Source organism: Veillonella sp. 3913 (genome assembly GCF_003992235.1).
Taxonomy (GTDB): domain Bacteria; phylum Bacillota; class Negativicutes; order Veillonellales; family Veillonellaceae; genus F0422.
Genome location: NZ_RQVF01000007.1, coordinates 66,581 through 80,027 on the forward strand (window position 1 = coordinate 66,581; position 13,447 = coordinate 80,027).

14 protein-coding genes are annotated in these 13,447 nt (G+C 38.7%); all 14 read right to left on the minus strand.

Annotated elements, in window-relative coordinates; genetic code table 11:
- Window positions 1–10: 10 nt before the first annotated feature.
- The 14 genes from scfB to EO113_RS07760 all read right to left on the minus strand — a co-directional run bounded on the left by scfB (window position 11) and on the right by EO113_RS07760 (window position 12,639).
- Window positions 11–1,405: a thioether cross-link-forming SCIFF peptide maturase gene (gene scfB / locus EO113_RS07695; protein WP_126940888.1), complete on the minus strand. Its 1,395-nt coding sequence runs from the start codon at window positions 1,403–1,405 to the stop codon at window positions 11–13.
- A gap of 315 nt (window positions 1,406–1,720) precedes the next feature.
- Window positions 1,721–1,864, minus strand: coding sequence for a six-cysteine ranthipeptide SCIFF (gene scfA, locus EO113_RS07700; RefSeq protein ID WP_009353042.1), 144 nt, complete (start codon window positions 1,862–1,864; stop codon window positions 1,721–1,723).
- A gap of 78 nt (window positions 1,865–1,942) precedes the next feature.
- Window positions 1,943–2,965, minus strand: a complete 1,023-nt coding sequence (locus tag EO113_RS07705) for a metal ABC transporter solute-binding protein, Zn/Mn family (RefSeq protein WP_127061149.1) — start codon at window positions 2,963–2,965, stop codon at window positions 1,943–1,945.
- 127 nt (window positions 2,966–3,092) lie between these two features.
- A complete protein-coding gene (locus tag EO113_RS07710; RefSeq protein WP_126940889.1) occupies window positions 3,093–3,692 on the minus strand; it encodes an ECF transporter S component in 600 nt (199 codons plus the stop codon).
- A 214-nt stretch (window positions 3,693–3,906) separates the two neighbouring features.
- Window positions 3,907–4,068 carry a hypothetical protein gene (locus EO113_RS07715; RefSeq protein ID WP_009353045.1) on the minus strand — a complete coding sequence of 54 codons (162 nt, stop codon included), beginning with the start codon at window positions 4,066–4,068 and terminating at the stop codon, window positions 3,907–3,909.
- 133 nt (window positions 4,069–4,201) lie between these two features.
- A complete protein-coding gene (locus EO113_RS07720) occupies window positions 4,202–4,801 on the minus strand; it encodes an ECF transporter S component (protein WP_062401874.1) in 600 nt (199 codons plus the stop codon).
- Between the two features lie 213 nt (window positions 4,802–5,014).
- The gene (gmhB, locus tag EO113_RS07725) at window positions 5,015–5,548 is read right to left on the minus strand and encodes a D-glycero-beta-D-manno-heptose 1,7-bisphosphate 7-phosphatase (RefSeq protein ID WP_127010772.1); all 534 of its coding nucleotides are present in this window, start codon (window positions 5,546–5,548) and stop codon (window positions 5,015–5,017) included.
- Complete coding sequence (gene rfaD, locus EO113_RS07730) at window positions 5,548–6,513, minus strand: ADP-glyceromanno-heptose 6-epimerase (RefSeq protein ID WP_127061151.1); 966 nt, start codon at window positions 6,511–6,513, stop codon at window positions 5,548–5,550. Before rfaD ends, gmhB begins: the two co-directional genes overlap by 1 nt.
- On the minus strand, window positions 6,510–7,994 hold the full coding sequence (locus tag EO113_RS07735; protein WP_127135984.1) for a PfkB family carbohydrate kinase: 1,485 nt from the start codon (window positions 7,992–7,994) through the stop codon (window positions 6,510–6,512). Before EO113_RS07735 ends, rfaD begins: the two co-directional genes overlap by 4 nt.
- Window positions 7,987–8,559: a D-sedoheptulose 7-phosphate isomerase gene (gene gmhA, locus EO113_RS07740; protein WP_127135985.1), complete on the minus strand. Its 573-nt coding sequence runs from the start codon at window positions 8,557–8,559 to the stop codon at window positions 7,987–7,989. Before gmhA ends, EO113_RS07735 begins: the two co-directional genes overlap by 8 nt.
- Complete coding sequence (nrdR, locus tag EO113_RS07745; protein ID WP_062401889.1) at window positions 8,552–9,025, minus strand: transcriptional regulator NrdR; 474 nt, start codon at window positions 9,023–9,025, stop codon at window positions 8,552–8,554. The genes gmhA and nrdR overlap by 8 nt, the downstream gene beginning before the upstream one ends.
- Window positions 9,026–9,036: 11 nt before the next feature.
- Window positions 9,037–9,954 (minus strand): DUF535 family protein, encoded by a 918-nt coding sequence (locus EO113_RS07750; protein ID WP_127061157.1) that lies wholly within the window; start codon window positions 9,952–9,954, stop codon window positions 9,037–9,039.
- Window positions 9,955–10,107: 153 nt separating this feature from the next.
- Window positions 10,108–10,557: a deoxyuridine 5'-triphosphate nucleotidohydrolase gene (locus tag EO113_RS07755; RefSeq protein ID WP_009353037.1), complete on the minus strand. Its 450-nt coding sequence runs from the start codon at window positions 10,555–10,557 to the stop codon at window positions 10,108–10,110.
- Between the two features lie 12 nt (window positions 10,558–10,569).
- Window positions 10,570–12,639, minus strand: coding sequence for a polyribonucleotide nucleotidyltransferase (locus EO113_RS07760; RefSeq protein ID WP_127061159.1), 2,070 nt, complete (start codon window positions 12,637–12,639; stop codon window positions 10,570–10,572).
- Window positions 12,640–13,447 lie beyond the last annotated feature (808 nt).

Genomic DNA, 13,447 nt, shown 5'->3' on the forward strand with positions numbered 1-13,447 from the left:
TTATAAAATTTTAGTGATTTTCTTGTCGGATCCCCGCTGCATCCAGTTCAGCTTGGATCATAATAGCACATTCGATACGTTTTTTCTGTAATTTACATCCCATTTCGTATGGTGTGCTAAGGTCTCCACCTAATGTTTCATTGTTCGCATGGCAACCGCCGGAGCAGAAGAATTTTGCCCAACAGTTGGCACATGTTTCTTTCGTAAATACGTGAGTATTTCTAAATTGTGTCGGTATGTCATAATTTTTCAAACCATCAAAGACCGTACCAATCACATAGCCATCCTTACCTACGTATTGGTGACATGGGTAAATATCCCCATTCGGTACGACCGCCATATACTCATGACCCGCTCCGCAACCACGCAAACGTTTTGCCATACATGGTCCGCGATACAAGTCCATACGGAAGTGGAAGAAGTTAAATTTCTCACCCCAACCTGCTAGTTGACGTTCTAAATATAAGTCTGCCAATTTTTCATATTCTTTTTCGATGATCGGCATATCCTCAGGACGTAACACATAAGCTCCATCTTCGCCAACCACTGGTTCCATAGACAAATGTTCAAACCCTAAATCTGACATAGCTTCTACATCTTTGCAGAAGTCCAAGTTATTATGTGTATAGGTACCACGTACATAATATTCACGGCCCTCACGCTGTTTAACAGCATTCACTAAGTTCTTCGCTACTGTATTGTAAGTGTCTTTGCCACCAGAACTTGGGCGCATACTATTATGCACATCTTCACGACCATCTAGGGACAGCACCAAACTCATGTTATGCTCATTCACATAATCGATTTTATCCTGTGTCAATAACATGCCGTTAGTGGTCAATGTCAATTTAAAGATTTTTCCATGTTTTTCTTGAATGGATTCAATGTATTCTACGGTTTGTTTCACTACATCCCAGTTCAACAATGGCTCACCACCAAAGAAATCGATTTCACAATGCTGGCGTGGACCACTCATAGAAATCAAGAAATCTACAGCACGTTTCGCCACGTCAAAACTCATTAATTCTCGTTTTACTCCGCCGTAATCACCTTGACTAGCGAAACAATACTTACAAGCTAAGTTGCAATCATGAGCAATGTTTAAGCAAAGAGCTTTTACAATTGGTTTTTCATCTACCACTAGTTTGAACTCTGCAGACATAGGAGCAAAGAGCATTTCCTCTTTGATGAGTTCATCTAACTCATCCATAATTTCATCTAACTCCGCTGCATCCTCTGTAGCATCTAACGCACTATGTACAGCATCACGGTTGGTACCGTTATAGATATCTAATACACGATCAATGAGCTCATCGATCACATGGATAATTCCACTATTTACATCCAATAGAAAGAACTTATCTTTCATTTTAAATTTATGAATCATCGGTTGTAATTCTAACATTCATACCTCCATTAACTTACTAAAGTCTACCGTATATTATATCACTTTATACTCGTAACGTATAGAAAGCTATCAATATAGAGTATACTTTTTCTAAAATTATAGTATGCAAAAAATTGTACTTTTGAAGTACAGATATTATAATTTAGACAAGCTAAAGACATAAAGGGTTAGCATACAGAATCCCCCTAGATCTGGTACATCTAGGGGGATTTTTGTATGTTTTATAGTAACACTTTTAGTATAATCCTAGAAGTAATATAAAGCAAATAAGCTGCCCACCATATGGTGAACAGCTTATTGCTAATCGAATGATTATTTTTGTTTGCACACTTGGTTACCTACTGTACAGCTAGTTTTGCAAGCAGATTGGCAAGATGTTTGACATTCGCCGCAGCCGCCTGTTTTAGCAGTTTTTTGTAGGGATTCAGTGTTAATTGTACGAATACGTTTAGACATCTTCATTCCTCCTAAGCACAAACTTACTCTATTATATTATCATCTAATACCGTTTCAAGCAAGCAAAAGGCATAGGAATTAGTGAGCTAACGCTTCTTTCAATGTTTTAAGGTTTTCTTCCATGATGTCAAGGTATGTCACATTTTTTTGTGCTTGTTCTTCTGTTAAACCTTCTGCAGGGTTTAATACATACACTTTTACGCCAGTTTCAGCAGCGATAGCATTAGCCAATTTAGGGCTTACCAATTCTTCACTGAAGATTGCTTTTACATTATGTTCTTTGATGAACGCCACAATATCAGCCATTCGTTCTGGTGTTGGTTCAGCATCTGGAGATACGCCCATAATACCCAATTGTTCAAAACCGTATGCATTTGCTAAGTAACCAAATGCCATATGGCTAACCACTAAATGTTTGTCGTGTTGTGTTTTACCAAATTCTTCATATTTAGCATGCAAAGCTTGTAATTTTTCTTTGTATGCTTTGCCGTTAGCTTCATAGTATTTTGCATTCGTAGGGTCTGCTTTAGAGAAGGCTTCTACAACGGCATCTACTTCTTTAGCAACATTCATTGGATCTAACCATACATGTGGATCAAACTCGCCATGTTCATGTTCGTGCTCATGTTTATCTTCTTTTTGAGCTTTATTATGGTTATCTTTGTCGTCTTTATGATCTTTGTCATGGTCATGATCATGTTCGTCTTCATCTTCATCTGGAGCTGGCAACAAAGTAACAGATTTAGACAATTCTACAGGTTGCGCTTTTTGTAGCACATCTTTTTCTAAAATCTTTTCTGTTGGTTCCAAACCTGCACCGCTATATAAGAACACTTTAGCAGTACCAATTTCTTTTAAATCTTTTGCAGTTGGATCCCAATCATGTGGTTCTGCTCCTGGAGGCACTAATAAAGTCACATCAACTTTGTCTCCCCCTACTTGTTTCGCTACATCATATACAGGGAACACGGTAGTAACGACCTTCATTTTTTCAGCTGGTGCTGCTTGTTTTGTATCACTGCCACACCCAGCAATACCTACTGCAGTAGCCACCATAGTAGCTCCTAATACAAAATAGGTTAATCGTTTTTTCCAATTCATGAGTATACTCCTCCTAACACATAAAAAACAAGAAGTGATTAGTCTTTGCTAATTCACTTCTTGATTATATCCGATTTAAAAAATCCGTGCTTGAATGCATGAGCAGTCTATACACTCAATATCATTATCATTTAAACTTCTTAATCACCGCAATTGCCACTGGTGTTACAACAGCTACTGCTAACAAGGCTTCTGGAATACCATGAGACCATACGATACCCATCACAACATTAAATACTGCCTCTTGTGAAATATGTGTAGCTTTTGCAAATTCTACACCATAAATTGTGTAAATACCAGTCATAACAAGGATTGTATTAGTAGCTGTTCCCAAGAATGCAGCTAAGCCGATACGAATGGCTTTCACCTTAATTGGTACATACATATATACCAACGCTGCCACTAAACCGATCAACATTCTTGGCAATACAGAAATAATAGGATTCATAAATGCAAAGGATAAAATATTAGGCGCCATGTAAGCTTGTACCATACTGTACGCACCGAATAAGAAACCTACTGACATACCTACTTTAGGCCCTTCCACAACACCACCTAAGATAGTTGGGATGTGCAAGATAGTAGCACTAATTGGTGGAATTGGCACAAAGCCCCAACCTGTCATACCAAGTACAATGGTAATCCCTGCCAATAAACCAATAATCGTTAATTGACGTACCGTAAATTTTTGCGATGACTGTGTTTGCAACGCTGTTTCTTTTTCCATGTTTTCCTCCGTTCTTATTCCCTTAGGATATAAGTCGAACCACTAATAAAAAAATGGAACTCAGTTCTGCTCTTCTTGATACAGACTATACAGTTAGTTCCTCGTATAGAGTAGTACAAAATAGCTCATCTGTCAATCAAAAAATGTAACTTTTCTTACACTACAAGAAAACGAACACCTTATGAGGTGCCTCATACAAGTGTTCGTTCTACCATTACAGCCCTAACAATTTTCTGCCTTCTTCCCAAGCGAAGATAGGTGTTAGGAATGTCATTAAATTTTCTTCTTCAAATGGATAGGCACGCATTCCAATCGCTTCAGCAGCCTGTACATCAGAAGGTTTATCACCCACAAAGTAGATTAATCGTTTTTCCAATTCATGAGTATACTCCTCCTAACACATAAAAAAACAAGAAGTGATCAGTCTTTGCTAATTCACTTCTTGATTATATCCGATTTAAAAAATCCGTACTTGAATGCATGAGCAGTCTATACACTCAATTTCATTATCATTTAAATTTTTTGATGACAGCTAGTGCCACAGGTGTTACAACGGCTACTCCTAATAGTGCTTCTGGAATACCATGAGACCATGCAATACCCATCACCACATCAAATACAGCTTCTTGTGAAATGTGTGTTGCCTTTGCAAATTCTACACCATAGATTGTATAAATACCAGTCAATACAAGGATAGTACTTGTGACTTTTCCTAAGAAAGCGGCTACACCAATACGGATAGCTCTTACCTTAACTGGCAAGTACATATATACCAACGCTGCTACTAAACCAATCAACATTCTTGGTAATATAGAAATGATTGGATTCATAAACACGAAAGATAAAACATTCGGTGACATATACGCTCGTACCATACTGTAAGCACCAAATAAGAACCCTACTGACATCCCCACTTTAGGACCTTCTACGATACCACCTAAAAGGGTTGGAATATGCAAGATGGTCCCACTAATTGGTGGGATTGGCACAAAGCCCCATCCTGTCATGCCAAGTACAATCGTAATCCCTGCCAATAAGCCAATAATCGTTAATTGACGTACCGTAAATTTTTGCGATGGTTGTGTTTGCAACGCTGTTTCTTTTTCCATGTTTTCCTCCGTTCTTATTCCCTTAGGATATAAGTCGAACCAATACTAAAAAATGGAACTCAGTTCTGTTCTTCTTGATACAGACTATACAGTTAGTTCCTCGTATAGAGTAGTACAAATCAGCTATTCCGTCAATCATAAAATGTAACTTTTCTTACACTACAAGAAAACGAACACCTTATGAGGTGCCTCATACAAGTGTTCGTTCTACCATTACAGCCCCAATAGCTTTCTGCCTTCTTCCCAGGCAAAAATAGGCTCTAAGAATGTCATTAAGTTGTCTTCTTCAAATGGGTACGCACGCATGCCAATGGACTCAGCAGCCTGCGCATCAGATGGTTTATCACCGACTAGGAAGCTACCATCCACATCTACATTCCAGTCCTGAATTGCTTTCGTCAACATACCAGGATTTGGTTTGCGGCAATCACAGTCTTTCGTGTACTCTGCCACAGATCCTTCTGGATGATGTGGGCAGTAATAGTAGGCCAATACTTTCACACCTTCTGCCTCTAATCGGCGAGACATTTCTTCGTGTAACTGATGCACATCGTCTTCTGTGTAGTATCCGCGAGCCACTCCGCTTTGGTTTGTCACTACAATGATGTCATACCCACGGCGTTGTGCCTCTTGCATAGCCTCAATAGCACCTGGAATAAATTCCAATTTCGCAGGATCACTTAAATATCCTACATCTACATTAATAACTCCATCACGATCTAAAAATAATACCTGTCTAGTTTCCATTATTTTACATATCCTTCATTAGTCGCTAATAACTCACAATATTCATGAACTGCTTGTTTTAATGGTGTAAATCCTTTGTCATAGCCAGTTGCCAACAACTTCGTTGTATCAGCTTGGGTGTAGCTTTGGTATTTACCTTTCAACACCTCTGGGAAGTCAATATAGCGAATAGAGCCTTTTCCCGCATAGGAAATAACTGCTTTCATAAACTCATTAAATGTATGAGCATGACCTGTACCACAGTTGAATACACCACTAATTTCAGGGTGTTCCCAGAAATAGAAATTCACATTTACCACATCGTTTACATAGATAAAATCACGGGTTTGCTCACCGTCACCATATCCATCGATGCCTTTAAAGAGTGTAATTTCACCAGTTTCCATCAATTTATAATACATTTGACGCACCAAAGATGCCATCTTATCTTTATGTGTTTCATTCGGTCCAAAGACATTGAAATAGCGTAAGCCCACACATTGAGATTGTAATTGGTTTCTAAATTTTGCTACATAGCGGTCAAATAGTAGTTTAGAATACGCATATGGATTTAAAGCTTGTTCGCAAGATGGGTCTTCGCGGAATCCATTAGTCCCATGTCCATAGGTGGATGCAGAAGATGCATAGATGAAAGGAACTCGACGTTCTTGGCAATAATGAAAGAGATTTTTAGATCCTTCATAGTTATTTTTCATCATATATCTACCATCATAATTCATAGTGTCTGCACAAGCACCTTCGTGGAATACCACTTCGATAGGTCCACAATCAAAGGTATTTTGTTCTACCGCAGTATCAAAATCTTCATAATCGATATAATCTGCAAAATCCAACATTTCAATGTTGCGGATTTTACGACCATCCGTTAAATCATCAACAATCAAAATATCATTGCGACCTTTATTATTCAACTGTTTTACAATATTGGAGCCGATAAAGCCAGCACCACCAGTAACAATAATCATAGTTTTCCTTCCTCTATTAATCCTTGAATACGTTCAATGATTCCTGTTGTGGAATATCCCTCTTGGAACGGCAAGATTTGTACTTCCTCTACAAACTCCTTGCCAATGACGTCTTCTGGCTTATAATCTCCACCTTTAACCAATATATTTGGTCGCAACTGTGAAAGCACCTCTGCTGGCGTATCTTCTTCAAATAGAACCACACCATCTACAAAGCCTAAAGAGCTCATCAATAAGGCTCTATCTAGTTCATGATTGATAGGACGACTATCCCCTTTTAAACGACGCACAGAGCTATCTGAATTGAGGGCCACCACCAAATGATCACCCAGTGTTGCTGCCTCTTTTAAATAGGTCAAATGACCACGATGTAAAATATCAAAACAACCATTCGTAAAGACAACCACTTCACCACGATCTTGCCACAACCGTATCTTTTGGGCTAATGTATCTACAGAATAGATGCTTTCTTTATCTTCTTTTTTTGCTTTCATAGAAGACAATAAATCTAATAATTCCTGACGGTGAATTGGATAGGTACCTACTTTGGATACCACCACACCTGCTGCTGCATTGGCTGCTACTAAAGCGGCTCGGATAGATAAGCCCGCAATTAATGTAGTGAGCATCATGGCCACTACCGTATCGCCGGCACCGCTCACATCGAATACATCTTGCTGTTTCGTTTCTGCATTGTGCCACACATTGCCATCTTTACGAACTAAGGTAATCCCTTTAGCAGAACGCGTAACAATGATAAAGTCTAGCTCCATGTTATCCAAAATATGACGTGCTGCTTTCACAACCGCTTCATCTGTGTTGGGCACTTCATAGCCTACAGCTTCACTGAGTTCCTTCACATTAGGAGTAATACAAGTAGCACCGTTATATTTTGACCAGTCAGAACCTTTCGGATCCACAATAGTCATAATGCCAGCAGCACGAGTTTTACTGAATACTTGACTTAACAAGGATGGTTGGCAAATACCTTTACCATAGTCAGAAATCACAAGGCCTTGCAATCCTTTGTGCAACAACTCATCTAGCCAAGTAAGGATAGCTGTTTCACTGGCACTGGACACAGGCTGATTCACTTCATAATCTAAGCGAATCATTTGCTGTTGTCCACCTAAGATGCGTGTTTTCGTGGTAGTCGGAATAGAATCTTCAGTAAAGACGCCAGTACTTTGGATACCATTATCTTCTAATAATTGGCGTACAATCTTACCATGTGCATCATCGCCAATACGAGATGCCATATGCACTTGGCAATCTAATTGAGCTAAATTATTTGCTACATTGGCAGCACCGCCTAACACTTCCGTTTCACGTTGCACTAAATTCACAGGCACTGGAGATTCTGGAGAGATACGACTTACATCGCCAAAAATATAGCGATCTAACATGCAGTCACCAATAACCCCTACTTGTAATTGTGGTAAATCACGAAGCAAAAACGATTGTAATGTACGATTAGGCATAGTCTTCTTCCACCAATTCACATAAAATATGACCAGCTAAAATATGCATTTCTTGAATACGGGCTGTCACTTTAGATGGCACTGCAAAAGTTAACTCGCATAACTCTGCCATCTTTCCGCCACCTTCACCAGTAAAAGCAAAGGTATGCATACCAATATTACGAGCAGATTCTACGGCTTTTACCACATTTCTACTATTTCCAGATGTAGAAATACCAATCAAAATATCTCCAGACCGGCCTAAGCCATCTACTTGTCGGGCAAATACTTCATCATACCCATAATCATTGCCTACAGCTGTCAAAATAGACGTATCTGTAGTCAATGCAATAGAAGCCAAAGAACGGCGTTCTTTTTGAAACCGTCCCACTAATTCTGCTGCTAAGTGCTGAGAATCTGCAGCGGAACCACCATTACCGCAAAATAAAATTTTATTGCCTGCTGCTAGCGCTGCCTTACAACGCTCCGCCATGGCTTCGATAACACCCATTACTTCATAAGTAGCACTCAATGTATCTACATGATCTGAAAAACGGGCACTAACAATTGGATGTAACTCACTCATGTGTTGTATCCTTTCCATGATTGTCCAATAATTCGTGTAATTCTTTTAAAAAACTTTCTACATTATTAAATTGTCGGTAGACAGAGGCAAATCGCACATAGGCAACTTGGTCTACATCTTTCAACAAGGACAATACAATTTCACCAATTCGCTCCGTAGTCACTTCTTGCTCTACTTCCATGCGAATTTGTTTTTCTGTTTCATTTACAATCGATTCCAATTGATCTGTGGAAATGCCTCGTTTACTACAAGATCTCCACAAGCCATTCATCAATTTAGATCGATCAAATAATTCTTTTTTCTGATCTCGTTTAATCACCATGATTGGTAAATCTTCAATGACTTCATAGGTCGTAAAGCGTTTTCCGCAACTCATACATTCTCGACGGCGACGAATATTATTATCGTCAGTAGACCGTGAATCTGTCACTTTAATTTCATCATGATGACAATAAGGACATTTCATACCGTATCCTCCTATTGGTTGCGCAAGAAAGTCTTTCCTTGCTGTTGAATTTCTTCTATAAAAGTATCTAACATTTCATAGCGTTTGCGATACATATTTCGTTTATGTGTTTTCGCTGTTTCATAGGTTTTCCGTTCCTCTTCTAAAGGAATCACAAAGAATCGAGAGTCTTGTTCCCATACATGTCCCCCTAATTCTTCCCAAAAGTCATCAAATTTCACTAATTTATGACGATTGAAACGAATCAAATGCGTATTCGTATAGAACCCTTCATCGGACACTGCATACAAGGTCTCAATACCTAAGCAAGTGGCTAATTGGCGTAATAGAAAAAACATAAAATTTTTAGGACGATAGCCATGCATTGTTTTCGTTAGCTTCTTCGCCTTATCTAAGCCCTCTTTATATCCTTGTATAGTACCAACCCAAATACATGGTTGTCCCGATGGATCCACACCTAATCGGAAGTTGATATGATAGATTCCATCCCCTTCGTAGGTTAAGAGCAAACTAAGTAAGCCTTCTTTCCGTTGACCAGTCATAAAACGTAAGGTCGCCTCTAAAGCTAATTCTTCAGAATGCCATAATCGAATGCCGCTTTCAGAGGGACTGTACAAGGATCGAATCGCATCGTCTGTCACATATTTCGGTAGCATATCAAAATGTTGTGTAATACAGGTTAATCGTTCTTGGGCTGTAGATTCTTTGTAGAAGAATACACGATTAATAATCTCCCAAATACCCTCTTGATCTTGTAACAAATTTGGATAGCTATGATAGTGTTCAAAATAGGCTTCCAATTGTTTCAACTGAGATTTATTTTTATAGGAACGGGCAGTGAATAAAAAAATACGTCGTTTTTCACGCCAGCTATGGTATCCATATATTCTTTTACCTAATTCCCATTGTTGCTTTGCATATGTAAACACGGTACATCCTCCTTAGGATAGACTATATCAAACTATATTATACTCCATTTCAACAATGAAATTCAATGATATGCAAAAAACTAGAGAGTTCTAAGACTAAGCCTTAAAACTCTCTAGTGAAAGAAATGTGGTTACATTCCTTAGTATATGTTGTTATTTACTGCCTGTGCTACCAATACCACCAGTACGAATACCGCGCGCATCGTCATCATTTGTGAGTAAGTATTTGGAGAAGATACCTTGTGCTACTCGTTCTCCTTTTTCTAAGGCAACGGGAGCGTCTGTAATGTTATACACAGCAATCATAATATGACCTTCGTTATCTTCATTGTTATAGTAATCAGAGTCAATAATCCCTGTACTATTGGTAAGCATCAAACCTCGTTTGATAGCCATGCTTGAGCGAACGTGGATCGCTAAATATTCATCATAATGCATGAACGCTTTCAATCCTGTAGGAATCAATACTGTTTCCTTAGGGCCTACTACAACAGATTCTGCACATTCAATATCATAGCCTGCACTTTCAGAAGTCTTACGCTTCGGTAAATTGATACCTTGTCCTTCAAAGGCAGAAACTACTTCAAATCCACGAATATCCATAGTGCACCTCAATTATTTTAATAGCTCTTTGCGGGACAAATTGATACGACCTTTGTCATCGATTTCGATAACTTTAACCATAATTTCATCGCCTACATTGACTACATCTTCTACTTTTTCTACACGTTCTCTTGCTAATTGAGAAATATGAACTAAGCCTTCTTTACCTGGCAATACTTCTACAAAAGCACCAAAATTCATCAAACGAGTGACTTTACCCATGTACACTTCGCCTGCTTCTACTTCTTTTGTCAAGTTCGTAATGATTTGGATTGCTTTTTCAGCCGCTTCCGCTTCTACGGCAGCAATGGAGATAGTGCCATCATCTTCGATGTCAATTTTAGCACCAGTTTCTTCAATAATGCCACGGATAACTTTGCCACCTGTACCGATAACGTCACGGATTTTATCTGGATCAATTTTCATCGTTACGATGCGAGGAGCCCATTTAGACATTTCTTCACGTGGTGCTTGGATCGCTTCCATCATTTTACCCATGATGTGCATACGACCTTTGTGAGCTTGCGCTAATGCTTCTTCTAAGATTTCACGAGATAAACCAGAAATTTTAATATCCATTTGGATGGCAGTCACACCTTTTGTAGTGCCTGCTACTTTAAAGTCCATATCACCTAAAGCATCTTCCATACCTTGGATATCTGTTAAGATTGTGTAATGTTCATCCTGCGTTACAAGACCCATTGCCACCCCTGCTACTGGCGCTGTAATCGGTACCCCTGCATCCATCAAGGATAAAGTAGAACCACATACGCTGGCCATGGAGCTAGAACCATTGGATTCTAATACTTCAGATACTAAACGCATAGCATATGGGAATTCTGCTTCTGTTGGAAGAACTGCTAATAATGCTCTTTCAGCCAACGCACCATGACCAATTTCACGACGTCCAGGACCACGAGAGGAACGAGTTTCCCCTACAGAGAAAGATGGGAAATTATAATGGTGAATGTAGCGTTTTTCTGTATCTAGACCAATGCCATCGATAGTTTGTTTTTCAGATAATGGAGCCAAGGTACAAATGTTTAATACTTGTGTTTGACCACGTGTGAACAAGCCAGAACCATGCGTACGTGGCAAGGCGCTAACGCGACAAGAAATAGGGCGAACTTCATCTAATTGACGGCCATCTGGACGGATTTTTTCTACCGTAATCATATGGCGCACAATTTCTTTCACCATTTTCTCTAATGTAGCGTAAATATCGCCTGCTTGCTCTGGGAATTGTTCCGCAAAATGAGCCAATACTTCTTCGAACACAGCTTGTTGTTGCTCTTCCCGTTGCACTTTATCTGCACAGCGTACAGCTGCATCTAATTTGTCATGTGCATAGGCACGAACTGCTTCTGCTACCACTGGGTCTACTTCTTTAATTGGGAACGCGCGTTTTGCATGACCAATTTCAGCTACCATAGTTTCTTGGAAAGCTACGATGTTTTTGATTTCTTCGTGAGCCGTCATGATCACTTCTAAGATGACATCTTCAGGAATTTCATTCGCTTCCCCTTCTACCATCAAGATCGCGTCTTTTGTACCAGCTACTACCATATTTAATGTAGTTGCTTCTAATTGTGCTTTGGTTGGGTTCACCACAATATTGCCCTCTACAAGGCCCATGCGCACGCCAGCGATAGGACCTGCCCATGGAATATCAGAAATAGATAATGCCGCAGAAGCACCAATCAACGCACAGATTTCAGGTGCATGGTCATGATCAACAGATAATACAGTAGCTACTACATGTACTTCATTACGGCTACCTTTATCGAATAAAGGACGAATTGGACGGTCAATCAAACGGCTATTCAAAATAGCAGACTCTGGTGGACGTGCTTCACGTTTAATAAAACCACCTGGGAATCTACCAACAGCATACATTTTTTCTTCGTAATCTACTGTTAATGGGAAAAAGTCAATATCTTTTGCCTCTTTAGATGCCGTTGCTGTAACCAATACAACCGTATCACCATATTGTACTAATGCAGAACCACTTGCTTGTTTTGCTAACTCGCCAGTTTCGATTGATAACGTGCGACCAGCAAGTTCCATTTGGAATCGATTCATTCCATGCCTCCTGTTTAATTCTTTATCCTTAAAAATCTTTATAGTTGTTATTATACACGAGTGGAGAGGGAAATACAATTTACTGATAATGGTTCGTGAAAGTTTATAAAAAAAAGATTAGACTATGTAATCTCAGTCTAATCTAGCCTCTAATATATTCAAACGTACCATTTTCATAAAATGCATGTTTGGCGTTCTTCCTATTATAAACATACTATTAATTTAACCTTTATACATGCACAAGTTACATGTGGTTACCCACATAATTAAGAGATTGAGACATTTACAGAATCACACTACTCTCAAACCACACTTTCAGCTAAAGTTTAGAAGCTTGCTATATCGCAAAACACGTAAACTTTATATGTATTTAGTTGATACCTTTTGGAAATATATATCAGCTACTGATAGTATATCATATTTTGAAAAACATTCGATAGTTATTATTAACATTTAATTACTTATAAGTAAAGAATATGGCTATACCCTAGAAATTTTAGCTTGAAAAATTTATAGAATCACACTACTCTCAAACTATTCAGCTGGTTCTGCGATGTAAGTAGTGGTTTGAGACATTTACAGAGTCACACTACTCTCAAACAATAACTCTGGATTATTTAAATCTTCTTCCGTTTGAGACATTTACAGAATCACACTACTCTCAAACAAAATGTTCTGCATTAAAGACTTTATAATAGTTTGAGACATTTACAGAATCACACTACTCTCAAACTAAACAATACATAAATAATATAAACATATTGATATACACAATAACACAAACAAAAAAATCTCAAACGTAGAAGAA